Consider the following 22790-nt stretch of genomic DNA (forward strand, 5'->3'; position numbering starts at 1 on the left):
ATTATTTCTTAAAATTTTTCCAAGAAGTATTTTTAAGTAAAATTTCTAAATCAAAAGAATTTTTTAAAACTTTACCAGTGGAGTCGGTAACTAAATATTTAAGATTTTTATTGTTTGGTTTAAAATTTTTACAGATTTTATACAAAGCATTTTCTGCAGCATTTTTAAACACACTAAAACTTACTTGCTTGCTTGAAATATTCAAACCATAATCTTTCCAAGACCCCACAGAAACCATCTTTGCGTAAAGGTCTAAAATAATTTTGAGTTCATTTTTTTCAAAAAATTGCCTCTCTTCTATTTGATTATGTGGATTATTAATGACTAGTTTTAGGTTTCTATTCATCAAGCTTATGTTTATTGATTAAAGAAATCTGAAAGCCTGTAAAGACAAGCGTTATTGGCAACATTCCCCAAACCTTAAAGTTTACCCAAAATTCTTCAGTCTGTGTTCTCCAGACACACTCATTTAAGATTGCAAGGCTTAAAAAAAAGAATGTCCATCTTTTGTTTAACAACTCCCAACCAATATCTGTCAAAGCAATTGATTTACCCATAATTTTTTTAAGAAAAGGCTCGTTTGTAAAATATTTCCCAAAAAATAATGCTAAAGCAAACAAAATATTAATGATAGTAGGTTTTATGTAGATAAAAATTGGATCATTAAAATAAATTGTTAGGCCACCAAAAAATGTAATTAATATTCCACTTGTTAAAGGCATCATGGGTATTTTCTTTTCAAAAAACCACACAATTGCTAACGCAATTAATGTTGTAACTATGAGTGGTGGAATTGCAACTGATAAGTTTTTGTCATTATTATAATAATAATAAAAAAATATAGCCAAAGGTCCAAAGTCTGTGACAAATTTGAGAAATGATTTATTCACTTAAAAGATATTAACATATTAAATAAACATTTATATTTTTTTATTGATTTTTTTTTTTTAATCCCCATATTATACTGGATGGCAATTCAGAAAGCTAAATTTTCAATTGGAGATATTGTAAAACATAAGCACTTTGAGTTTAGAGGTGTAATATATGATGTAGATTTTGAATTTAATAATTCTGAAGAATGGTACCAATCTATTCCAAAGAATGTTCGTCCAAAAAAAGATCAACCCTTTTATCATTTACTAGCCGAAAATGATGAGATTACATATGAAGCTTATGTTTCAGAACAAAATCTACTTATGGATGATTCAGAGGACCCCATTAAACACCCCTTGATTGAGGAGATTTTTTCTGGAAAAAGAGGATCAAGCTATTTTAAGCCCTCCAATTAGTTCTTTTTTTAAACACAATTAATTCAAATCTTAGACATATATTGTCGTTAAAAAATAGTATATTCTGATCAAGAGTGTTAAATGACGTTTTTATCATTATGAACTCCCTCAGCATTCTTGGTTGGAATAATTTTTCATAATAAAAATTAAATTATCTTTTTTTTTAATATATATAATTTAGAAAATGTTTAATTCTTTCAAACCCAATAAAATTTTTGCTGTTACCTCTAAGGCACCTAAATATGTCTTATTTTTATTTATTATAATTTTAACAATTGGTTTAACTGAAGCGCTTATTTTATCACCAGAAGATTATAAACAAAGTGATGTGGTAAGAATTATGTATGTTCATGTACCAGCAGCATGGATATCTCTTGGAATATTTTCTAGTTTAGCTTTACTATCTATTGGAAGTTTTATTTTTAAAAATAAAAATTTTGCTTTGATTGCCAAAAGTTTAGCACCTTCAGGTTTTGTTTTTAATGTAATTGCATTAGTGACAGGATCAATTTGGGGCAAGCCTACTTGGGGGACTTGGTGGGCATGGGATGCAAGAATAACCTCCATGTTAATCTTAGCTTTATTTTATGGAATGTATTTATTAGCATGGAAAATTTATGCAGATAAGGAACAGGTAATAAAAGTCACTTCTTTGATTGCAATATTAGGAGTGGTAAATGTTCCTATCATTAAATTTTCTGTTGATTGGTGGAACACGTTACATCAACCAGCTTCAATTAATATTTTATCAACTAACACAGCAATTCACCCATCAATGTTAGTCCCATTGGGCATTATGACTGCGGCATTTGCCCTTTTTTCATTACTCATTTTTTTGATGAAATATAATACTGAACTGATAAAAGTTAAAAATAAAGGATTAGATAGATTATGATAAATGAAATAATTTCAATGAATGGATACGGAGCATATGTATGGTCAGCTTTTTCATTTACATTGATTAGTTTTACAGCCCTGTATTTTGTAACTAAATTACAGCTTTCAAAAGAGCAAAAAAGATTTGCTTCTAAATTTGGTTCTCTAAATGTTGAGAAAGCTAGAGCTGCAAGATCACAAAATATTAATAGAGAAATATTATCCAATACATCAAATATTTAACCAATAACCATGTATGGTAAAAAGGTTAAATTACGATTTACATTCCTAGCTTTAATCTTAGCCTCAGTAATTTTAACAGTTTTTTTAGTTTTACAATCATTAAAAGAAAACGTTGTATATTTTCAGTCTCCGTCTGAAATAAAATCATTAATAGAATTGAATAAAAAAAAAATAAGAGTGGGTGGGATGGTCAAAGAACAATCAGTCTCAATAAATTCTGATGAAGTTAATTTTATTATTACTGACTTTAAAAATGAAATTAATGTTGTTTATTCAGGCTCAGTTCCCAATTTATTTGCTGAAGGAAAAGGGGTGGTTGCTGAAGGTTTTTTAAAAGATAAGAATTATTTTACAGCTACTAAAATTTTAGCAAAACATGATGAAAATTATATGCCCCCAGAAGTTAAAGAAGCTATAGGAGATAAATAAATTGCTAGCTAATCAGATAGGTTATTATTCTTTAATTTTAGGGTTGTTACTTTCAGTGTTACTTTGTGGAGTTTCAATTAAAGACTTTAATAAAACTAATAAGCAGATTAACCAAAATATATTATCTCTATCATTTTTACAGTTAGTTTTTGTAATTGTGAGTTTCTTGAGCTTGATTATTTCTTTTATAAACTCAGACTTTAGTAATGAGACAGTCTTTAATAACTCTCATACAACTAAACCATTATTCTATAAAATCTCAGGAACTTGGGGAAACCATGAAGGAAGCCTATTATTATGGTTATTAGTATTAACTTTGTTTATTTTTTTATTTTTGATTAAATCAAGAGAGCAGCCTAAAAAATATAGAATTTTAACTTTATTATTTCAGCAAATAATAATTATTGGATTTTTCTTATTTGTGTTAATGACATCTAATCCTTTTAATTATTTATTTCCAACTCCTAATGAAGGCCTTGGTCTTAATCCAATTTTACAAGATCCAGCTTTAGCAATTCATCCACCGATTTTATATTTAGGTTATGTTGGTACTTCTATAATATTTTCATCATCCCTTGCTGCAGTTACGCAAAACTATATTTTAAAACAATGGGGACAGCATATTAAAAAATGGGTTTTAGTTTCTTGGATTTTTTTAACTATTGGAATTATGCTTGGATCAATTTGGGCATATTACGAACTAGGATGGGGAGGTTTTTGGTTTTGGGATCCAGTTGAAAATGTTTCTTTAATGCCATGGCTAACATTAACTGCATTGTTACATTGTGTTGTAGTGTTAGAAAGAAGAGCAGCACTGACATCTTGGGTAGTTATTTTATCCATTACAACATTTACCTTAAGTATGTGTGGAACTTTTTTAGTAAGATCTGGAATATTAAATTCTGTACATACATTTGCTAATGATCCTGCAAGAGGTATTTTTATATTAATATTTTTATTTGCATTAATTGTCTTATCGTTAGGAATATTTTTTACATTTCACAAAGAAAATAACAAAAGCTCAAATAATTTCTTTTGGCTTAGCAGAGAAACTTCCATCTTAATAAACAATTGGTTTATGATGTATTTTTTATCTGTTGTTTTAATTGGCACAGTATATCCAATTTTCCTAGATGTAATATCTAGTGAAAAAATATCAGTAGGGCCTCCTTTTTATCAAAAATTAATTGTTCCTTTTTTAATACCGTTTCTATTATTTATGTCTCTTGGACCACGACTTAAGTGGATTAAATCAAAAATTGAAAATAAGAACTCACTTATTATCACATTTATAATTTCGGTAATGTTAACTTTTTTTATTATTAAAAATTTAACTGCTGACTTACTTTTTTATACAGTTTTAATTTCAGCTGCTTTTTTTCTTTTCTTTACAACTTTAAAAGAATTATTTATTAAAAAATTTAATAATATTTCTCAAACTGTTTCACACTTTGGTTTAAGTTTATTAATATTAAGCATTTTATTTAATAATATTTTATCCTCAGAAATTATAACCAACATAAAAATTGGTGAAAGATATGATTATAATAAAGGTGAAATTTTTTTTAAAAAGATAGAAGAAAGAAAAGAAAGTAATTTTAATTCCATCATTGCTTCTTTTGAAATAAAAAACAAAAATGGCAAAACTATTGAATTAAAACCTGAGATTAGAATTTATAATCAGCCTATAATTATTACTAGTGAAGCAGATATAAGAACAACACTATTAGAGGATAAGTTTTTAGTAATGAACCTTGTAAAGGGTAATGAATATTTTAATATTAGATATCAAGTAAAGCCATTTATGGTTTGGATATGGATATCAGTTTTATTATTAAGCCTTGGTGGATTAATGAGTTTATTTAAAAGAAAGATATGAAAAATAAGTTTAGCTTATTCGTTGTAGTTATTTTTTTTAGCTTTTGTTTTGTTATTTTTTACAAGGGATTAAATGCTCCAAATAATTATACACCCAAGGTTAACGAGAAAAAGAATATACCAACTTTTAAAGCTAAGGACTTTTATTCAAATAACTTCGTAAATTCAGATAAAATTTTTGAAGAGAATATATTTTATATTATAAATATTTGGGCTTCCTGGTGTGTGCCTTGTAGAGCAGAACACCCTTTATTAATGAGATTAAGCAAAAATAAATCAATTAAATTAATTGGATTGAATTATAGAGACAATTTAAATAATGCAAAAAAATTTATTAATGAGCTTGGAAATCCATATTCTCAAACTATAATTGATAATGATGGGACTTTAAGTGTTGAGTTTGGAGCTTATGGTGTTCCAGAAACTTTTATTATTGATAAAGATAAAAAAATTATAAGAAAATTTATAGGTCCAATCGACAAACAAATATTAGAAGAAATAAAGTCGATTACAAAATGAAAATTTTAAAAATAGCTATAATTGCATTATTATTAATGGGTTTTTCAAATTTAAAATCTAATGAAAAATCTGATGAATTGAAAAATAAAATTTTAAAAAATATTCGTTGTTTAATTTGCCAAGGACAATCCGTTTATGACTCCGAATCTGAATTTTCATCCAGTATAAAACTGATTGTTGATAAAAAAATTAACGATGGACTAGAAGAGAAGGAAATATACTTTTATTTAAGAGAAAAGTATGGCGATTGGATAATTTATGACCCGAAATTAAACAAAAACACATATATATTATGGTTTTTACCGTTATTGTTTTTTTTAGTTGGTGGTGCAATAATATACAAAAAAATTCAGAAAAAAAATGAAAAATAATTTATATATAAAAATCTTATCAACACTAATCTTAATACTATTTTCTTTTGCCGTTAGTGCAGAGGAAAATAAAAATATTAATGAACATCAATATAACTTTTATACAGGAAACTTTGACTTTAGTGATGATAAGCAAAAAGCTATTTTATATGGATTACAACATCAAAATGAAAATTTAGAGAGAGATACTTTTCTTGGAACAGCCTCTCCAATTACAGGAGCATTTATTACTGAAAATTCAGCTGCATATTTATATACCGGAGTAGAGTGGAATTATGAGATGAGTGATAAGCTTAAGTTTACCCCAAGTTTTGCCCCAGGGATTTATCACGAAGGAGATGGAAAAGATTTAGGTCATGCTTTAGAATTTAGAACTGAAGTACAATTATCTTATTCAATTTCAGAAAGTACAAATTTTGGGATGTCATATAATCATTTATCTAATGCAAGCTTAGGGATTAAAAACCCTGGGGCAAATAGTTATATGTTCAATTTACTAAAAAACTTCTAAAATAAATTTATGAATTTAAATAATTGTCACAACTTTAGTGACTTTAAAAAATTAGCTAAAAAAAAATTACCTTCACCTATATTTCACTATATTGATGGTGCGGCTGATGATGAAATAACATATGGCAGAAATACAAGTGCCTTTAATGATGTTGATTTAGTTCCAAATGTTTTAAGAGGTGTTGAAAATGTTGACTTATCAACTACGATTTTTGGAAAAAAATTAGATCTTCCTTTTTATCTTGCACCCACTGCACTTCAAAGACTTTTTCATTATGATGGTGAAAGAGCAGTAGGAAAAGCAGCTCAAAAATTTAATACTATGTTTGGTGTTTCTGCTTTAGCCACCGTAAGTGTAGAAGAAATATCCTCTATGATTGATACTCCAAAAATGTTTCAGTTTTATTTTCATAAAGATAGGGGTTTAAATGATTCTTGTTTGGAAAGAGCAAAAGCCGCTAAATTTGATGTTATGGCTTTAACAGTTGATACAATAACTGGAGGAAACCGCGAAAGAGATTTAAGAACTGGATTTACATCACCTCCAAAGCTCACGCTTTCAAGCCTTTTTAGTTTTGCTACAAAACCAATGTGGGGAATTAACTATTTAACCAAAGGTAAATTCGAACTACCTCATCTTCAAGATTATGTAAAAGAAGGTACAGATACTAATACTTCAATAGGACAGTACTTTTCTACCATGTTAGATCAATCTATGAATTGGAAAGATGCTGAAAAACTTTGTTCTCAATGGGGAGGCCACTTTGCTCTAAAAGGTATAATGAGTGTTGAGGATGCAAAACGTGCAGTAGATATTGGATGTACAGGAATAATGGTTTCAAATCATGGTGGAAGACAACTAGACGGATCGAGAGCACCCTTTGATCAGCTTGCTGAAATCATTGACGCTGTTGGAGATAAATTAGATGTAATTTGTGAAGGTGGATTTCAAAGAGGAACTCATATGCTAAAAGCGTTATCATTAGGTGCGAAAGCATGTTCAGGAGGAAGGTTATATCTTTACGCTCTCGCCGCTGGGGGACAAGAGGGTGTTGAGAGAGCTATTGAAAAATATAAGGCAGAATTAGTAAGAGATATGAAATTAATGGGCTGCACTAAAATAAGTGAACTGAACAGAAACAACTTAAGATTTAGACGATAGTGAATTTAAAAGACTGTCACAACTTTAGTGATTTTAGAAAATTAGCTAAAAAAAAATTACCTTCACCTATATTTCATTATATTGATGGTGGTGCGGATGACGAAATAACTCTAAGAAGAAATACAGAGTCCTTTAATGAATGTGATTTACTCCCAAATATACTTGCAAGTGTTGGTAAACCAGATTTATCAACAACCCTTTTTGGAAAAAAAATTGAAATGCCTATTTTTCTTTCACCTTCAGCAATGCAAAGACTTTATCACCATGAAGGAGATTTGGCATCAGCAAGAGCAGCAGAAAAATTTGGAACATTTTACAGCATGTCTACGATGGCAAATAATACTATTGAAGAAGTCTCTAACGTTTCAAATGGTCCGAAATTATTCCAACTTTATGTTCACAAAGATAAATCAATTACTGATGATTTAATAGATAGGTCTAGAATATCAGGGTTTGATGCAATGTGTTTAACAGTTGATACTTTAGTTGCAGGCAATAGAGAAAAAGATCATAGAACAGGTTTTACAACTCCGCCAAGACTTACTTTACAAAGTCTAATAAGTTTTGCGATGTGTCCTGAATGGGTGTTTAATTATTTTACTCATAAAAAATTTGAATTATCAAATGTCGCAAAAAAAACAGATAAAGGGACAAACATATCAAAATCAGTTATTGAATATATAAATGAACAGTATGACCCAGCTATGAATTGGAAAGACGCAGAGTATTGCGTAAAAAAATGGAACGGGCCATTTGCACTTAAAGGAGTTATGTCAGTTGAGGATGCAAAAAGAGCAATAGATATAGGCTGTACAGCAATAATGATTTCAAACCATGGTGGTAGACAGTTGGATGGATCAAGATCTCCGTTTGATCAGGTAAAAGCAATTTCAGATGCAGTAGGGGATAAGTTGGAAATTATTTTAGATGGAGGTATTAGAAGAGGAACACATGTATTAAAAGCTTTAGCTGCAGGAGCTACTGCGTGTAGTTTTGGTAAGATGTTTTTATTTGCTTTAAGTTCAGGAGGCCAACATGGTGTTGAACGTCTATTGCAAAATATGCATGATGAAATTAATAGAAATATGATACTAATGGGCTGTAAAAATTTAAAAGAATTAGATGCGACAAAATTAATTTACCGAAAATAGATCTAATAGTTATAAAAATTAGATATAAAAAAAATAAATTAAATAAAAAATTAATAATATTAAAATAAAGAATGAAATTAGCCAAAAGCTTAGAAAGATTAGGAACAGAAAGTGCATTCTCTGTTTTAGCTGAAGCAAAAGCTTTAGAAGCTAAAGGAAACCCAATGATACATCTAGGTTTGGGTCAGCCTGATTTTAAAACTCCAAGACATGTTGTTGAAGCTGCAAAAAAAGCATTAGATGATGGGCATCATGGATATGTGATGTCCAATGGTATTCCAGAATGTAGACAAGCAGTAACAAGATGGATTAAAAAACGGTATAGTGTTGATATAGATTTTGAGAGAATTCTAATCATGCCAGGCGGAAAACCAACAATGAGTTACGCAATTCAATGCTTTGGTGAACCAGGTGCAGAAATAATTCATCCAACACCAGCTTTTCCAATTTATGAGTCCATGATTAATTACACTGGATCAACTTCTGTACCTTATGATTTAACAGAAGATAAAGATCTTAAATTTAACCCAGAAAAAATTTTATCTTTAATTACAGATAAAACTAGACTCTTAATATTAATCAACCCAAATAATCCAACAGGAAGCTTTGTTGAAAAAGCTGATATTGATGTTTTAGCCGAAGGTTTAAAAAAACACCCGCATGTGACTATTTTAAGTGATGAAATTTATAGTAGGCAAATATTTGATGAAAAAGAGATGCCATCATTCTTTAATTACCCCGAGCTAAGTGAAAGATTAATTGTTCTAGAGGGTTGGAGTAAAGCTTATTCAATGACTGGATGGAGATTAGGATGGAGTTATTGGCCCAAAGAATTAGTACCACATGTAAATAAACTTTTAATTAATAGTGTATCATGTGTAAATGCAGCAGCTCAGTTTGCAGGAATTGCTGCACTAGATGGATCAGATGACTCAATTAATGAAATGATGATAAAATTTACACAAAGAAGAAAGTTAATTTATGAAGGATTAAATAGCTTGCCTGGTGTTGAATGTAGCTTACCGGGAGGAGCTTTTTATGCATTTCCTAAAGTTATAGGAACTGGAATGGATGGTTCAGAATTTTGTAAAAAAGCTATGTATGAAGCAGGAGTAGCAATAGTGCCAGGAACAGCTTTTGGTAAAACTTGCCAAGATTATGTAAGATTTAGCTTTGCTGCTTCTCAAGATAACATTTCTCAAGCGTTGGAAAATATTAAGAAAATGCTCTCTAAATAGAGGCTGTATTTTTTTAGAAATTTTCATTAGTATCAATACAATGAATGAATTAATCCAAACTGAATTAAAGAAAATCTTTAATGGAAGATTTTCAACCTCTGAGTCCACAAGAGCTAATTATGCAAGAGGAGAGGATACTTATGAGCCAGTATTGTCTCAAGCAGTAGTTTTTCCAGAGACTAATGAAGAAGTGTCAAAAATTTTAAAATTATGTAATGATAGTAAAATTCCTGTTGTTCCATTTGGTACTGGAACTTCTCTAGAGGGAAATGCTGTGGGAAACTCTAATGGTATAACTATTTCATTGGAAAGGATGAATAAGATTTTAAACGTAAATGCTGCTGATTTTGATTGTAGAGTACAGGCTAATGTTACCAGAAAACAATTAAATGAATATTTAAGAGATGATGGTGTATTTTTTCCTATTGACCCAGGGGCTGACGCAGCAATTGGTGGAATGGCATCGACATCTGCATCTGGAACAATGGCAGTCAAGTATGGAACAATGAGAACTGTAATTTCAGGACTAACAGTAGTACTTGCTAATGGAGAAATAATTAAAACAGGCTCTAGAACAAAAAAATCTTCTGCTGGATATAATTTAACAAATTTATTTATTGGAGCGGAGGGTACACTTGGAATAATTACAGAAGTACAGGTAAGGCTGTCCCCAATTCCAGAAAGTATAATGAGTGCAGTTTGTTATTTTCCAGATTTGGACTCAGCAGTTCAAACAGCTCAAGAGGTAATCCAATATGGAATACCAATTGCTAGAATAGAAATGTTAAATAAAGACCAGATGGAAATAAGTATTAAATACTCAAAATTAGAAAATATAAAGGCATCTCCCACATTATTTTTTGAATTTCACGGTAGCGAAAGTTCAAACAAAGAAGCAATAAAATTAGTTGAAGAATTATCTAAAAATAATGGAGGTGGAGATTTTAAATGGGCGGTCTCTTTGGAAGAGAGAAATAAGTTGTGGCAAGCAAGACATGATGTTTATTGGTCTGTAAAGGCCCTTGGTAATAATATGAAAGTATATTCAACTGATGTTTGTGTTCCTATTTCAAATTTAGTTGAGTGTATTTCGTGGGCAGAAAAAGAGGTTAAAAAACATGATCTTATTGCACCTATGGTTGGACATGTTGGTGATGGAAACTTCCATTCAATAATTTTATTTGACCCAAATGATAAGGAAAAACAAAAAAAAATTAGAAAATATAGTGATGATCTTATAACCAAGGCTCTTGAATTAGAAGGAACAATAACTGGAGAGCACGGCATCGGTTTACAAAAAAAACATTATTTATTGAAAGAGCATCCAGACAATATACCTGTTATGAAGTCTATAAAACGAGGCTTAGATATGAATAATATAATGAATCCTGGCAAGGTATTTGATTTAAATTGATATGAAAAAAATATTAGTTACAAGAAAATTGATAAAGGATAGTGAGGAAAAAGCTTTAAAATTATTTGATGCAAAATTTAATAGTAATGATGAATTATATTCTCAATCAAAACTAATTGAGTTGAGTGAAGGTCAAGATGCGATTCTAACTTCTTTAACTGACAAGATGGATGGAGATACCATAAATAAGTTACCAAACACCATTAAGGTTATTTCTAATTTTGCAGTTGGTTTTGGAAATATAGATTTAGAAGCAGCTAAAAAAAGGGGGATAGCAGTTACTAATACTCCAGAAGTTTTATCTGATGCAACAGCTGAGATTGGAATTTTACTAATACTTGGTGCTTGCAGAAGAGTTTCTGAAGGAATTCAAAGTGCAAAAGAAAGTAACTGGAAATGGTCCGCAGATTATTTGATAGGAAAACAGTTAACAGGGACAAGACTTGGAATTTTAGGAATGGGAAGAATAGGTCAAAAAATTGCAAAAATTGCTAAAGCTTTAGGAATGGTTGTTCATTACCATAACCGATCAAAACTAAGTGAAGAAAAAGAACAAGGTGCCACTTATCATGATAGTTTAAAAGGTCTATTTGAAGTTTCTGATGTATTGTCAATTTGCTGTCCAGCAACAAAAGAAACAGAAAATTTAATTAATAAACAAACTTTAGAATATTTTCCAACAGGTGCAGTTATTACCAATGTAGCACGAGGAGATATTGTTGATGACGAAGCTTTGATAGATGCATTAAATAGAAGAAAAATTTATGCAGCAGGACTTGATGTTTATAAGGGAGAACCAAATTTAAATCCAGGTTACCTAAAAATTAAAAGTGTTTTCATTTTACCTCATCTTGGAAGCGCAACAAAGCACACAAGAATTGCTATGGCCAATTTAGCTGTAGATAATATTGATGAGTTTTTTAGAACAGGAAATTGTACAAATAAAGTAAACTAATTTCTATCTCAGATTGTAAAATGTTACTGAAGCGTCATTTTCGCTGTAGACTCTAATCATGATTTATAATTAAATCTTATTAGTTAATTAACTAATAGAGGAGAAATAATGATTAAAGACAAAAAATCTTTGAAGGCTTCAACACCTTCAAGACGAAAGTTCTTTAAAGCAGCAGCAGTGACGGGTGCAGCAGCAGCAACAGCTGTAGCAATGCCTAACATAGCTAATGCGGCGCCAGTAACTCTAAAAATGCAAGCAGCTTGGCCTTCAGGTGCAAACATTTTTTTTGAAATGGCAGGGGACTATTGTAAAATGGTTAGCGACATGTCTGGTGGATCACTTAAAATTGATCTTCAACCAGTTGGAGCAATCGTAAAAACTTCAGAAATTGGACAAGCAGTAAGTTCAGGCGTAGTAGATATGGGTCACTGGGTGACAGCATACTGGTATGGCAAAAATGCTGCAGCTTCACTTTTTGGAACTGGACCTTCATACGGAATGTCATCTCAAGAAGTTATGGGATGGATGGAGTATGGTGGAGGAAGAAAATTATATGAAGAAGCAGTAGCTAGTGTTGGATTTAACTACACTGGATTCTTTCATATGCCTATGCCAGCACAACCTTTTGGTTGGTTCAAAAAGAATGTAACTAAAGTATCTGATGTTAAAGGTATGAAGTATAGAACAGTTGGTCTAGCGACTAATGTTTTAACTGCTATGGGAATGGTTGTAAGACAATTACCTGGTGGTGAAATCCAACCAGCAATGAAAACTGGCTTGATTGATGCTGCAGAGTTTAACAACCCTACATCAGACTCACAGTTTGGAATGCAAGATGTCTCTAAACACTATCACTTAGGAAGTTTCCATCAATCTCAGGAGATGTTTGAAATTCCTATGAATACTAAGAGACTGAAAAGCCTTTCACCTGCTCACCAAGCTATCTTGAAAAATGCTGCTTATGCTGCTAATTCAGATAACTACTTCAAAGCGCTAGTTAGATATTCAACTGACTTAGCTAAATTGATGAATGAGCATAAGGTTAATGTTTACCAAACATCTGATGCTATCTTAGCTGAACAGTTAAAAGGCTGGGATAAAATCGTTGGTGAGTTCTCTGCAAAAGATGCTTTCTTTAAGAAAGTTGTAGATTCTCAAAAAGCATACGCTAAGAGAACAATGAAGTATCTGTTGATGAATCAACCGAACTACAAATTAGCTTATGAAAATGAGTTTGGACCAATAGGAAAAGTTAAAATCTAATTAACTTTTTTAATAACTTTAAAGAGGGGGGGGTAAAGCCCCCCTTTTTTTTATAGTACAGTTTTAAATAAATAAGGTATTCTATTTAAACAATGATGAGATCTTACATAAAATTTGCTGATACACTAAGCACATCAATGGGCAAAGCTTTTTCTTGGTGCATCGTTATTTTAATGGGTGGAACTTGTTATGAGGTCGTAATGGCTTATGTATTTAATAAACCGACACTTTGGAATTTTGACTTTAGTATGCAGATGTATGGCGCAATATTAATGATGTCAGGAGCATATTGTTTAGCAACAGAATCTCATGTAAGGGGAGATGTAATTTACAGACTATTTAAACCAAAAGTACAAGGCTGGGTTGATTTAATACTATATTTTATCTTTTTCTTTCCTGGTGTATTAGCTTTAGCATTTTATGGATATGAATATGCAGCACTAGCTTGGAAAATAAAAGAAACGAGCTGGAGCAGCCCAGCACAAATACAAATTTATATGGCTAAAACTATGATACCAGCAGCGGGTATTTTATTAACAATGCAAGGAGTTTCCGAGGTATTTAGATCTATTATTTGTATTCAAACAGGACATTGGCCAGCAAGAATGGTTGTTGCGGAGGAAACTGAACAAATTTTAATGAGAACTTCACAAGACGAGGAACAAAAAGATGTTATTTAGTCTTACGAATCCTGAAGTAGCCATCTTAATGATGGGTATATTTTTGTTTGCAGTACTATTAGGCTTCCCAATTGCTTTTACACTGATGGCAATGGGAATAGGTTTTGGTTATTATGCTTATTACGACGCTGCTTTAATGGAGCATATATTTGATAATAGAATATTCCAATTATTTGTTCAAAACACTTATACTGTAATGGATAACAATGTTCTTACTGCTGTACCTTTGTTTTTATTTATGGGTTACCTAGTTGAAAGAGCTGGAATCGTATCAAAACTATTTTTTGCAATAAGATTAGCTGCACACAGACTACCTGCTTCAATGGCAGTAGCTGCACTTATTACCTGTACTCTTTTCTCAACAGCAACAGGAATCATTGGTGCTGTTGTAACTTTGATGGGATTGCTTGCTTGGCCAGCAATGGTTAAGGCAGGTTATGATAAAAAATTTGCATCTGGTGTAATTTGTGCAGGTGGATGTTTAGGAATCTTGATACCTCCAAGTATTATGCTAATTGTTTACTCGGTCATTGCACAATTATCACCATTAAGATTATTTGCTGCAGCGATCTTTCCAGGTTTATTACTTGCAGGTTTATATATAGGATATGCAGTAACTAGAGCCTGGTTGAACCCATCTATAGCACCAAAACCACCTTCAGAAGATATTCCGCCTAGGGCAGAAATTTTAAAAGAAGTACTAGTTTCATTTGTTCCTCTTTTTGGATTAATAATGTTGGTACTTGGAACAATTTTAGCAGGTATAGCAACGCCTGCAGAAGCTGCAGCTGCGGGAGCGTTTGGAGCAATACTTTTATCTTGGTTTTATAAAACTTTAAAATGGCAAAGCTTTAAAGAATCAGTTTTTTTAACAGCCAAAACTACTGCAATGATTATGTGGTTATTCATTGGTTCTTGGACTTTTTCATCTGTTTTTTCTTATTTAGGTGGTCATGAAGTATTTGAACATTTTTTCACGTCAATAAATATTACTACTTGGCAGTTTTTAATAATTACACAAATAATAATCTTTCTTTTAGGTTGGCCATTAGAATGGACTGAAATTTTGATTATTTTTGTTCCAATTTTTTTACCACTGTTAGAGATATTTAATGTTAATCCATATTTCTTCGCAATGTTAATTGCTTTAAATTTACAAACATCTTTTTTAACACCACCAATGGCAATGTCAGCCTATTACTTAAAAGGTGTTCAAAAAAATAATGTTGAATTGATGCAAATATTTGCAGGAATTATGCCTTTCTTGGCTATAGTAATATTTGCTATGTTTCTTATGTATATGTTTCCAGGTATCGCCCTATGGTTACCAGAAACATTGTTTGCAGATTAGGTGATTTAAAATGATAGATATATTTTCTCTTACTACTGTTAAATTAGTAGAAAAATTAAAAGAAGGTGAAATCTCTTCAGTAGAAGTTTGTAAACAATATATTGAGAGAATAAAAAAGTTTGAAAAAGATGTTAAAGCATGGGCCCATTTTGATAAAAAGGAGCTTTTAGAAAAAGCAGAAGAAGCAGATGAGTATAGAAAATCTGGAAAACCATTAGGATCTTTACATGGCTTGCCCGTTGCAGTTAAAGATATTATTGGAACTTTAGATATGCCAACCGAATGTGGAACTGTTATTAGGAAAAAAATGACAGGCTCGCAGGAAGCAGAAGTTGTTAATTTACTTAAAATTGCAGGGGCTATTATCATGGGAAAAACAGAAACTACTGAGCTTGCATATTTTCATCCAGGAAAAACTACAAACCCTCATGACCACTCAAGAACACCTGGAGGATCATCAAGTGGTTCGGCTGCAGCTGTAGCAGCCCACATGGCTCCATTATCAATAGGTTCACAAACTAATGGCTCAGTTATTAGACCAGCATCTTATTGTGGGGTTGTTGGCTATAAACCATCTTATGGATTAATTTCTCGTAGTGGTGTCTTGAAACAATCTGATAAATTAGATCATATTGGTGTATTTGGAAAATCTGTTGAAGATGTAGCATTATTAACGAAAGTATTAATAAAAAAAGATTTACACGATCCTTTCACGGTTCATTATTCTGCAGATGAAATGCTCAATGTTTGCAAAAAAGGTCCAATTTTTGAACCTAAATTTATATTTTATAAAACTAAGAGTTGGAAAAAAATAGATAAAAAATCTCAAGAATCTTTTGAGTTCTTTATAAAAACTTTTAAAAAAAATATTGAAGTATTTGATACCCCTTCTTATTTTGATGACATACCTAAATACCACAAAATAATACATGAAACTGATATGGCTAATAATTTTCAGGCCTATTATAAGAAATCTAAAAAAAAGCTTTCAAAAGAAATAATAAATGCAATTGAAAGAGGATTAAAATATACAGCTAAGGAATATGCTGAGGCAATTGATTTTATGAAACTAAGTTATGAGTCTTACCAGGAAGTATTTGAAGATTACCATGGAGTTTTAAGTCCAGGAACAACAGGTGTTGCTGATAAAGGTTTAAAAAGTACTGGTAGCCCAGAATTCTGTACTGTTTGGACCTATATGGGTGTACCATCTATTTCATTACCTTTACTTACGGGGACAAATAATTTACCATTAGGAATTCAGTTAGTTGGAGATAAGCTTGATGATTTGAGATTTTTAGGCGTAGCCAACTGGTTAGAAAAAAATTGTAAAAAGTATGCTAAATAAATTTACAACATTTTTAGGGTCAGCTCTTGCTGCGGCATTTTTAATAGGTCTAGCAACAACCTTAACAAGATCATCAATGATTGGTTTTTTTGATGTTCTTCCTGTCTATATTTTGATGGCTATAGCAATTTTTATGATGGTTTACGAAGCCTTTTTCGATAAAAAATAATTTTCTACTTGCAGTGAATAATTCTAAAAATAGTTATTTACCTTTTTTATTATTGTTTATTCAGCCAGTTTTTATGGCTAGTAATTTAATAGTAGCAAGAGGTGGTGTGGAATATGTTCCTCCAGTTTCTCTAGCTTTTTGGAGATGGGCAGTAGTTTTTTTATTATTATTACCTTTTACTTACAAATCTTTGAAAAAAAATTTTAAATTTATAAAGCAAGAATATAAAAGAATATTTTTTATCGGTTCAATGGGTTGTGGTGTTTGCGGAGCTTTTCCATTTCTAGCTGGACAAACAACTACTGTTACTAATATGGGAATTATATATTCATCTTCTCCAATATTTATAATTCTTATCTCTAGTATTTTTTTTAAAGAAAAAATAAACTTTCTTAAAATTTTGGGACTTTTCTCTTGTTTGGTTGGTGTTTTTGCCATTATCATTAAGGGTAATTTATCTTTGTTAATAAGCCTCAAGTTTACAATTGGAGATTTATGGATGTTAGCTTCTGCAATAGGATGGGCTCTTTATTCTATTTATCTATTTTATTGGAAAACAAATCTAAAAATTTTTGACAGATTTACTTTAATTGCATTCTTTGGTATGATCAGTTTGCTACCATTTTATTTGATAGAAGAGACCTTCTTTGTAAGAACTGTCTTTAATACAGAATTTTTTATGTGGGTTTTATTTGCAGCTATATCACCAGGAATTATAGCATTTACCTTATATACGATGGCACAAAAGAAACTCGGTGCTTCAATTACTGGTTTTACACTTTATATTTTTACTGTTTATAGTGCTATTTATGGTTTTCTATTTTTTAATGAACAGCTTGAATATTATCACTATTTAGGAACAGTCTTGGTTTTTGGTGGTGTTTATTTAGTTAAAAAAAAAAGTAAATATGAAAAAAAAACTTAAAGAGTATTTATTGAAGTTAATTTTAATTATTCCAATAGCTTACTTTTCTTTACTTTTTATTATATTTATATTTCAACGAAACTTATTATATCACCCAAAAGAAAATAATTATTTTGGAGATAAATTAAAAGTTAAAATAGAAAAAGTAAAGATTGAGACAGGTGATAATTTTGAATTACTAGGATGGTTTCATGAAAAAGATCTTAGAAATTTTAAAACTATAGTTTTCTTTCATGGTAATGCAGGAACATTAGAAAACAGAATACATAAAATCAATCATTTTAAAGAAATGAAGATAAATTTTCTAATCATTTCTTGGAGAGGATTTAGTGGAAACTTAGGCAAACCAACAGAAAAAGGTCTATATGAAGATGGCAAGAGTGCAATTAATTGGTTAAAAAGAAAAGGCTTAAAAGATAATGACATTGTTCTGTATGGTGAGTCTTTAGGCACTGGGATTGCAACTCATATTGCTCAAAACCATAAATTTGCAGGCGTTATACTGGAATCTCCATTTACATCTATGGTTGATGCAGCAAAAAATGTATATCCATATTTTCCAATCAGACTTTTACTTAAAGACAAATATGAAAGTGATAAAAAAATTAAAAATCTTAAGTCTCCAATTCTGATAATGCATGGAGAAGCAGATAAAATAGTGCCATTTTGGATGGGAAAAAAAATGTATGAATTAGCAAATGCACCAAAATATTCTTACTTTTCTGAAAAAGACAATCACATGATGGAATACAACGAAAAGATGATAGTGGTTTTGAAGGAATTTTTAAAGAGTTTAAATTAAGCCACAATCTGACCAAATAATTTACAAATTTCATTTCTATAAATAGACAGTGAAAAAATTTATTATAATATCATTTTACTTAATTTTTATTTCAGGTTCTGTAATTGCAGAAAATATAGAATCTTCAGCAAATAATCTCTTTCATATAGGACAAATGAATTCACATAATAAAAATTTTGCTCTTTTTTTTAAAACTAGAGATAAAGCTATTTTAGCAAGAGGGGAGGATTATAATTATGTTACAGATTTTCCTCAGGATTTATATATCTATAATTATGAAACAAAAATTTCATCACCATTAATTTCATACGAATGGTTTCCTTCACAGGCAAAACACCTCTTAGAAGGTTATGATTATCCAGTTTTTCCAGAAGACTTTGCTTATTATTTATTAAAAGATAACAACACCTTAGTCATGATTAGTGCAATTAAAAACATAAGAAAAAATTTCAAATTTGATATTACTAATAAAAAATTAAATTCATACCCATCAAATGGTAAGTTTGATTTTATAATTTCATCAATTGCAAAAAATTGTGGACATTCAGATCTTAAAGAAAATTATAAATGTAACTACTACAAGCCTTTAATTTCTAATAATCTAATTAATTAATTTGAGTAAATGCTTCAGCAAATTTTTCTGCATTAAAAATTTGTAAATCATCTTCTTTTTCACCAAGTCCAAGCGCGATTATGGGAAGCTTATATTTTTTAGCAAGTGCTAATAAAATTCCTCCTTTTGCAGTGCCATCTAATTTTGTCATTATCAAACCAGTAAGAGGTATAATTTTGTTAAATTCTTCCACTTGATTGATTACATTTTGGCCAGAGGTTGCGTCAAGCACTAGGATTACATCGTGAGGAGCATCTGGATCTATCTTTTTAGTCACATTGGCAATTTTTTTATATTCTTCCATTAAATTTTTTTTATTTTGTAATCTTCCAGCTGTATCAATTAAAACATGATTAAAATCACCCTTTAATGCTTCTTCAATTGCCTTGTAGGCAACTGATGCGGGGTCGGACCCTTGAGTAGATTTTGTAATTTGTACATTAATTTTATTAGCCCAACTTTCTAATTGTTCTATAGCAGCTGCTCTAAATGTATCGCAAGCAGAAAACATAACTTTGTTACCGTTAGATTTTAAAATTTTACCAACTTTTCCAATAGTTGTTGTTTTTCCTACCCCATTAACTCCTGATATTAGGACCGCATTGAGTTTTTCTTTTTTATTAAAAAAATTTTCATTTTCCAAAGGTTTCATTAAAGTGATTATATAGCCTCTTAGAATTAAATTTACTTCATTCAAGATATCTTTATTTGGATCTATTTTTTCTTGACCAATAATTTTCTTAATTTCCTCAGCTGCAACAAGACCAACATCTGATTGAATTAGATATTCTTCAATTTGATCTAATGTTTTGTCATCAATTTCTTTTTTGATAATTATCTCTCTTAAGCCAGACGTAAATGCAGAGGCACTTTTTTTAAAGCCAATTTTAAATTTATCAAAAATTCTCATTATAATTTAATGTCAATATTTTTGATATCAGACACAGGTCCTTTCATGTGAATACTATTTCTTTCATCAATAGAAATTGTTAAATTACCTAATGCAAATGCTATATCTGTAGTTTTTTCTACTAGATTATTAATATTAGCTGCTGCAGCCGTTGCACAAGCTGCCGTACCACAAGCCTTAGTAAGCCCAGCTCCTCTTTCCCAAACTTTTACTTTTATTAAATTTCTATTCACAACTTTGGCCAGGGTCACATTACATTTTTCTGGAAATAGTGGGTGATTTTCAATTTTTGGACCAATACTTTGTAAGTCAAATGCCTCTATATTGTCTACAAAAAAAATTATGTGTGGATTGCCTACATTTATGGCTGTTCCACCAGTATGCTTGGTATTTTTTCTGTCTACAATTTCAATTTTTAAGTCTTGTGAATCTAGTTGCTTACTTAAAGGAATCTCTTGCCAATTAACTTTTGGTACACCTATTTCGGTCTCAACTAAATTATTTCCTAAAATTTTTGATTTTAAAGAACCTGAAGCTGTTAAGAGTGTTATTTCTTTTTTACCACTTTCTTTTGATAGAAGATCTGCCACACACCTGGTACCATTTCCACAAGCTCCAGATACACTTCCATCTGAATTATAGAATTCTACATCTGCATCTATCTCTTTATTTTTCTTAATTAGGATGAGTTGATCACATCCAATAAAATTACGATCACATACCTTAATTATTTGATCTTTGTTTAAATTGAAATCCTGGCTTCTTTGATCAATAATTACAAAATCATTGCCTAAACCATCCATTTTAAATGCTTTAATATCCATATATAGATATTTAACTTATTTATTGACTTTTTGAACCTCTATTATAGTTTGATCCGGTTCCCACAAAAACGTTAAATTTGTGGTGTCTTTGGAAACAAAGAGATCAACACTAGTCAGCGATATTCGCCCACTAGTGCGAAACTGCTGTGTGTAATAAATATGTTTGAAAACTTAACAAATAAATTCGAAGAAATTTTTTCTTCTTTAAAAAAAGCAGCTTCACTTGATGAGAATCAAGTAGATGAAGGCTTAAGAAGTATTAGACAGGCTTTATTAGAAGCCGATGTGTCTCTAGATGTAACTAAAGATTTTATAGAAAAAGTTAAGCCAAAGGTTATGGGCCAAGAAATAATTAGATCAACCTCCCCAGGAGATATGGTTGTTAAAATTGTTTATGATGAATTAGTAAGCCTTTTAGGTGAAAGCAACACAGATATTAATTTAAATGCAGTTCCACCAGTTCCAATGATGCTGGTAGGTCTTCAAGGTTCTGGTAAAACTACAACAACAGCAAAATTAGCCAAATATTTAGAAAAAAATAAAAAGAAAAAGATAATGATGGTCAGTCTTGATGTGTATAGGCCAGCAGCACAAGAACAACTAAGATCATTAGGAGAGCAAAATGATATTTTAACACTACCCATTATTGAAGGCCAGCTACCAGCAGATATTTGTCGAAGAGCAGTAAGTGCTGCAAACCTAAATGGTGCAGAGATTATATTATTTGATACAGCAGGTAGAACACAAATAGACCTTCAGATGATGAGTGAGATTAAACAAATAGAAAGTATAATTAAGCCAACAGAAGTATTTTTAGTTGCAGATTCTTTAACAGGACAGGTTGCTGCGGAAGTTGCAAAAGAATTTAAGAATACTGTAAATGTAACAGGTATTGTTTTAACAAGAGCTGATGGTGATGCAAGAGGTGGTGCAGCTCTTAGTATGAAATATGTATCTCAAGTACCAATTAAGTTTTTAGGAGTAGGAGAAAAAATAGAAAATTTAGAGGTTTTTCACCCAGATAGAATAGCTAATAGAATATTAGGTATGGGAGACATTGTCTCTCTTGTTGAGAAAGCTGCAGAAGATCTTGGTGAAGAAAATATAAAAAAAGCAGAAGAGAATTTAAAAAAAGGACAATTCTCTATGGAAGATTACTTAACACAGCTTAGACAAATGAAAAAAATGGGAGGCATAGAAGGAATAATGTCGTTTATGCCAGGTGTTTCTAAAATGAAATCACAAATGGATGCTTCAGGAATTGATGAGAAAGTTATTTCTCAAAATGAAGCAATCATTTTATCTATGACAAAAAAAGAAAGAGGAAATCCTAAAATTATAGATGGTTCTAGGAAAAAAAGAATTGCTAATGGCTCTGGAACAGATGCAGCCACTATCAATAAATTGCTTAAGCAATTTAAAATGATGTCTGAAATGATGAAAAAGATGTCAAAAGGAAACCTGAAGGGTATGTCAGATAAAGGGATACCTCCAGAGCTACTAAATCAACTTAAATAAATAAGGGAAAAAAATGCTAAAAATAAGATTATCAAGAGGTGGAACAAAGAAAAGACCGGTATATAAAGTAGTTATAGCAGACAGTCGTCGTGCAAGAGATGGAAAATTTATTGAGAAAGTAGGATTCTTTAATCCTCTTTTACCTAAGGATAAAAAAGAAAGAGTAGGATTGGAAGCAGAGAGAATCAAATATTGGTTAGGTCAAGGTGCTCAACCCACAACTAGAGTAGCAAGAATTTTAGGTGAAAATGAAATTATGCCAATGCCTGCAAACGGTGTTAATCCGAGTAAAGCTATTCCAAAAAAGGAAAGAAAAAAAGAAGCAGAAGCTCCTAAAGCAGAAGCGGCTCCT

Annotated in this window: 27 protein-coding genes; 23 read left to right on the forward strand and 4 right to left on the reverse strand. The window is 30.8% G+C overall.

Going from position 1 to position 22790, the window contains the following annotated elements; translation table 11 throughout:
* Window position 1: 1 nt before the first annotated feature.
* Window positions 2–346 (reverse strand): DUF2794 domain-containing protein, encoded by a 345-nt coding sequence (locus VP91_RS02425; protein ID WP_169035847.1) that lies wholly within the window; start codon window positions 344–346, stop codon window positions 2–4.
* Window positions 339–890, reverse strand: coding sequence for a septation protein A (locus tag VP91_RS02430; RefSeq protein ID WP_169035848.1), 552 nt, complete (start codon window positions 888–890; stop codon window positions 339–341). The genes VP91_RS02425 and VP91_RS02430 overlap by 8 nt, the downstream gene beginning before the upstream one ends.
* 78 nt (window positions 891–968) lie before the next feature.
* On the opposite strand from VP91_RS02430, the gene hspQ reads away from it, so the two are divergent.
* From hspQ to VP91_RS02535, 21 genes are all read left to right on the forward strand, one after another.
* Window positions 969–1289, forward strand: coding sequence for a heat shock protein HspQ (hspQ, locus tag VP91_RS02435; protein WP_169035849.1), 321 nt, complete (start codon window positions 969–971; stop codon window positions 1287–1289).
* Window positions 1290–1473: 184 nt separating this feature from the next.
* Window positions 1474–2184 (forward strand): heme ABC transporter permease CcmC, encoded by a 711-nt coding sequence (gene ccmC / locus VP91_RS02440; protein WP_169035850.1) that lies wholly within the window; start codon window positions 1474–1476, stop codon window positions 2182–2184.
* Window positions 2181–2408: a heme exporter protein CcmD gene (locus tag VP91_RS02445; protein WP_011281601.1), complete on the forward strand. Its 228-nt coding sequence runs from the start codon at window positions 2181–2183 to the stop codon at window positions 2406–2408. Before ccmC ends, VP91_RS02445 begins: the two co-directional genes overlap by 4 nt.
* A gap of 9 nt (window positions 2409–2417) precedes the next feature.
* The gene (ccmE, locus tag VP91_RS02450; RefSeq protein WP_169035851.1) at window positions 2418–2837 is read left to right on the forward strand and encodes a cytochrome c maturation protein CcmE; all 420 of its coding nucleotides are present in this window, start codon (window positions 2418–2420) and stop codon (window positions 2835–2837) included.
* A gap of 1 nt (window position 2838) precedes the next feature.
* On the forward strand, window positions 2839–4716 hold the full coding sequence (locus tag VP91_RS02455; protein ID WP_169035852.1) for a heme lyase CcmF/NrfE family subunit: 1878 nt from the start codon (window positions 2839–2841) through the stop codon (window positions 4714–4716).
* Window positions 4713–5234: a DsbE family thiol:disulfide interchange protein gene (locus VP91_RS02460; RefSeq protein ID WP_169035853.1), complete on the forward strand. Its 522-nt coding sequence runs from the start codon at window positions 4713–4715 to the stop codon at window positions 5232–5234. The genes VP91_RS02455 and VP91_RS02460 overlap by 4 nt, the downstream gene beginning before the upstream one ends.
* Entirely contained in the window at window positions 5231–5605 is a 375-nt protein-coding gene (locus VP91_RS02465) for a cytochrome c-type biogenesis protein (protein WP_169035854.1), read from the forward strand. Before VP91_RS02460 ends, VP91_RS02465 begins: the two co-directional genes overlap by 4 nt.
* Window positions 5595–6116, forward strand: coding sequence for an acyloxyacyl hydrolase (locus VP91_RS02470; RefSeq protein ID WP_169035855.1), 522 nt, complete (start codon window positions 5595–5597; stop codon window positions 6114–6116). The genes VP91_RS02465 and VP91_RS02470 overlap by 11 nt, the downstream gene beginning before the upstream one ends.
* A 9-nt stretch (window positions 6117–6125) precedes the next feature.
* Window positions 6126–7277, forward strand: coding sequence for an alpha-hydroxy acid oxidase (locus tag VP91_RS02475; RefSeq protein WP_169035856.1), 1152 nt, complete (start codon window positions 6126–6128; stop codon window positions 7275–7277).
* Window positions 7277–8428, forward strand: coding sequence for an alpha-hydroxy-acid oxidizing protein (locus VP91_RS02480; RefSeq protein ID WP_169035857.1), 1152 nt, complete (start codon window positions 7277–7279; stop codon window positions 8426–8428). Before VP91_RS02475 ends, VP91_RS02480 begins: the two co-directional genes overlap by 1 nt.
* Before the next feature lie 71 nt (window positions 8429–8499).
* Window positions 8500–9666 (forward strand): pyridoxal phosphate-dependent aminotransferase, encoded by a 1167-nt coding sequence (locus VP91_RS02485; RefSeq protein WP_169035858.1) that lies wholly within the window; start codon window positions 8500–8502, stop codon window positions 9664–9666.
* A gap of 40 nt (window positions 9667–9706) precedes the next feature.
* On the forward strand, window positions 9707–11080 hold the full coding sequence (locus VP91_RS02490) for an FAD-binding oxidoreductase (RefSeq protein WP_169035859.1): 1374 nt from the start codon (window positions 9707–9709) through the stop codon (window positions 11078–11080).
* 1 nt (window position 11081) lies between these two features.
* The gene (locus VP91_RS02495) at window positions 11082–12035 is read left to right on the forward strand and encodes a 2-hydroxyacid dehydrogenase (RefSeq protein ID WP_169035860.1); all 954 of its coding nucleotides are present in this window, start codon (window positions 11082–11084) and stop codon (window positions 12033–12035) included.
* A 108-nt stretch (window positions 12036–12143) separates the two neighbouring features.
* Window positions 12144–13298, forward strand: a complete 1155-nt coding sequence (locus tag VP91_RS02500) for a TRAP transporter substrate-binding protein (RefSeq protein ID WP_169035861.1) — start codon at window positions 12144–12146, stop codon at window positions 13296–13298.
* 95 nt (window positions 13299–13393) lie between these two features.
* Entirely contained in the window at window positions 13394–13978 is a 585-nt protein-coding gene (locus tag VP91_RS02505; RefSeq protein ID WP_211181506.1) for a TRAP transporter small permease subunit, read from the forward strand.
* A complete protein-coding gene (locus VP91_RS02510; protein WP_169035863.1) occupies window positions 13968–15329 on the forward strand; it encodes a TRAP transporter large permease in 1362 nt (453 codons plus the stop codon). Before VP91_RS02505 ends, VP91_RS02510 begins: the two co-directional genes overlap by 11 nt.
* A 10-nt stretch (window positions 15330–15339) precedes the next feature.
* The gene (locus VP91_RS02515) at window positions 15340–16677 is read left to right on the forward strand and encodes an amidase (protein ID WP_169035864.1); all 1338 of its coding nucleotides are present in this window, start codon (window positions 15340–15342) and stop codon (window positions 16675–16677) included.
* A complete protein-coding gene (locus VP91_RS02520; RefSeq protein WP_169035865.1) occupies window positions 16667–16846 on the forward strand; it encodes a hypothetical protein in 180 nt (59 codons plus the stop codon). The genes VP91_RS02515 and VP91_RS02520 overlap by 11 nt, the downstream gene beginning before the upstream one ends.
* 13 nt (window positions 16847–16859) lie before the next feature.
* Complete coding sequence (locus tag VP91_RS02525; RefSeq protein ID WP_169035866.1) at window positions 16860–17771, forward strand: EamA family transporter; 912 nt, start codon at window positions 16860–16862, stop codon at window positions 17769–17771.
* Complete coding sequence (locus VP91_RS02530; RefSeq protein WP_169035867.1) at window positions 17755–18573, forward strand: alpha/beta hydrolase; 819 nt, start codon at window positions 17755–17757, stop codon at window positions 18571–18573. Before VP91_RS02525 ends, VP91_RS02530 begins: the two co-directional genes overlap by 17 nt.
* A gap of 49 nt (window positions 18574–18622) precedes the next feature.
* The gene (locus tag VP91_RS02535; RefSeq protein WP_169035868.1) at window positions 18623–19186 is read left to right on the forward strand and encodes a hypothetical protein; all 564 of its coding nucleotides are present in this window, start codon (window positions 18623–18625) and stop codon (window positions 19184–19186) included.
* On the opposite strand, the gene ftsY is transcribed toward VP91_RS02535, so the two are convergent.
* Window positions 19179–20096: a signal recognition particle-docking protein FtsY gene (gene ftsY / locus VP91_RS02540; protein ID WP_169035869.1), complete on the reverse strand. Its 918-nt coding sequence runs from the start codon at window positions 20094–20096 to the stop codon at window positions 19179–19181. The two genes, VP91_RS02535 and ftsY, sit on opposite strands and share 8 nt — an antisense overlap.
* Window positions 20096–20920, reverse strand: a complete 825-nt coding sequence (gene dapF, locus VP91_RS02545) for a diaminopimelate epimerase (protein ID WP_169035870.1) — start codon at window positions 20918–20920, stop codon at window positions 20096–20098. Before dapF ends, ftsY begins: the two co-directional genes overlap by 1 nt.
* Before the next feature lie 159 nt (window positions 20921–21079).
* Here dapF and ffh point away from each other — a divergent pair, with 159 nt between their 5' ends.
* On the forward strand, window positions 21080–22438 hold the full coding sequence (ffh, locus tag VP91_RS02550) for a signal recognition particle protein (protein WP_169035871.1): 1359 nt from the start codon (window positions 21080–21082) through the stop codon (window positions 22436–22438).
* 13 nt (window positions 22439–22451) lie between these two features.
* Window positions 22452–22790: 30S ribosomal protein S16 (gene rpsP, locus VP91_RS02555; RefSeq protein ID WP_169035872.1), on the forward strand; the 339-nt coding region annotated here is incomplete at its 3' end.

The sequence above is a fragment of the Candidatus Pelagibacter communis genome (assembly GCF_012932795.1).
In the GTDB taxonomy this organism is placed as follows: domain Bacteria; phylum Pseudomonadota; class Alphaproteobacteria; order Pelagibacterales; family Pelagibacteraceae; genus Pelagibacter; species Pelagibacter ubique_S.

What these genes read in the sequence shown, in the direction of transcription:
- VP91_RS02425 (WP_169035847.1), bottom strand. Translation starts at nt 346, where the DNA reads ATGAATAGAAACCTAAAACTAGTCATTAATAATCCACATAATCAAATA.
- hspQ (WP_169035849.1), top strand. Translation starts at nt 969, where the DNA reads ATGGCAATTCAGAAAGCTAAATTTTCAATTGGAGATATTGTAAAACAT.
- ccmC (WP_169035850.1), top strand. Translation starts at nt 1,474, where the DNA reads ATGTTTAATTCTTTCAAACCCAATAAAATTTTTGCTGTTACCTCTAAG.
- VP91_RS02445 (WP_011281601.1), top strand. Translation starts at nt 2,181, where the DNA reads ATGATAAATGAAATAATTTCAATGAATGGATACGGAGCATATGTATGG.
- ccmE (WP_169035851.1), top strand. Translation starts at nt 2,418, where the DNA reads ATGTATGGTAAAAAGGTTAAATTACGATTTACATTCCTAGCTTTAATC.
- VP91_RS02460 (WP_169035853.1), top strand. Translation starts at nt 4,713, where the DNA reads ATGAAAAATAAGTTTAGCTTATTCGTTGTAGTTATTTTTTTTAGCTTT.
- VP91_RS02465 (WP_169035854.1), top strand. Translation starts at nt 5,231, where the DNA reads ATGAAAATTTTAAAAATAGCTATAATTGCATTATTATTAATGGGTTTT.
- VP91_RS02470 (WP_169035855.1), top strand. Translation starts at nt 5,595, where the DNA reads ATGAAAAATAATTTATATATAAAAATCTTATCAACACTAATCTTAATA.
- VP91_RS02475 (WP_169035856.1), top strand. Translation starts at nt 6,126, where the DNA reads ATGAATTTAAATAATTGTCACAACTTTAGTGACTTTAAAAAATTAGCT.
- VP91_RS02485 (WP_169035858.1), top strand. Translation starts at nt 8,500, where the DNA reads ATGAAATTAGCCAAAAGCTTAGAAAGATTAGGAACAGAAAGTGCATTC.
- VP91_RS02490 (WP_169035859.1), top strand. Translation starts at nt 9,707, where the DNA reads ATGAATGAATTAATCCAAACTGAATTAAAGAAAATCTTTAATGGAAGA.
- VP91_RS02495 (WP_169035860.1), top strand. Translation starts at nt 11,082, where the DNA reads ATGAAAAAAATATTAGTTACAAGAAAATTGATAAAGGATAGTGAGGAA.
- VP91_RS02500 (WP_169035861.1), top strand. Translation starts at nt 12,144, where the DNA reads ATGATTAAAGACAAAAAATCTTTGAAGGCTTCAACACCTTCAAGACGA.
- VP91_RS02505 (WP_211181506.1), top strand. Translation starts at nt 13,394, where the DNA reads ATGAGATCTTACATAAAATTTGCTGATACACTAAGCACATCAATGGGC.
- VP91_RS02510 (WP_169035863.1), top strand. Translation starts at nt 13,968, where the DNA reads ATGTTATTTAGTCTTACGAATCCTGAAGTAGCCATCTTAATGATGGGT.
- VP91_RS02515 (WP_169035864.1), top strand. Translation starts at nt 15,340, where the DNA reads ATGATAGATATATTTTCTCTTACTACTGTTAAATTAGTAGAAAAATTA.
- VP91_RS02520 (WP_169035865.1), top strand. Translation starts at nt 16,667, where the DNA reads ATGCTAAATAAATTTACAACATTTTTAGGGTCAGCTCTTGCTGCGGCA.
- VP91_RS02530 (WP_169035867.1), top strand. Translation starts at nt 17,755, where the DNA reads ATGAAAAAAAAACTTAAAGAGTATTTATTGAAGTTAATTTTAATTATT.
- ftsY (WP_169035869.1), bottom strand. Translation starts at nt 20,096, where the DNA reads ATGAGAATTTTTGATAAATTTAAAATTGGCTTTAAAAAAAGTGCCTCT.
- dapF (WP_169035870.1), bottom strand. Translation starts at nt 20,920, where the DNA reads ATGGATATTAAAGCATTTAAAATGGATGGTTTAGGCAATGATTTTGTA.
- ffh (WP_169035871.1), top strand. Translation starts at nt 21,080, where the DNA reads ATGTTTGAAAACTTAACAAATAAATTCGAAGAAATTTTTTCTTCTTTA.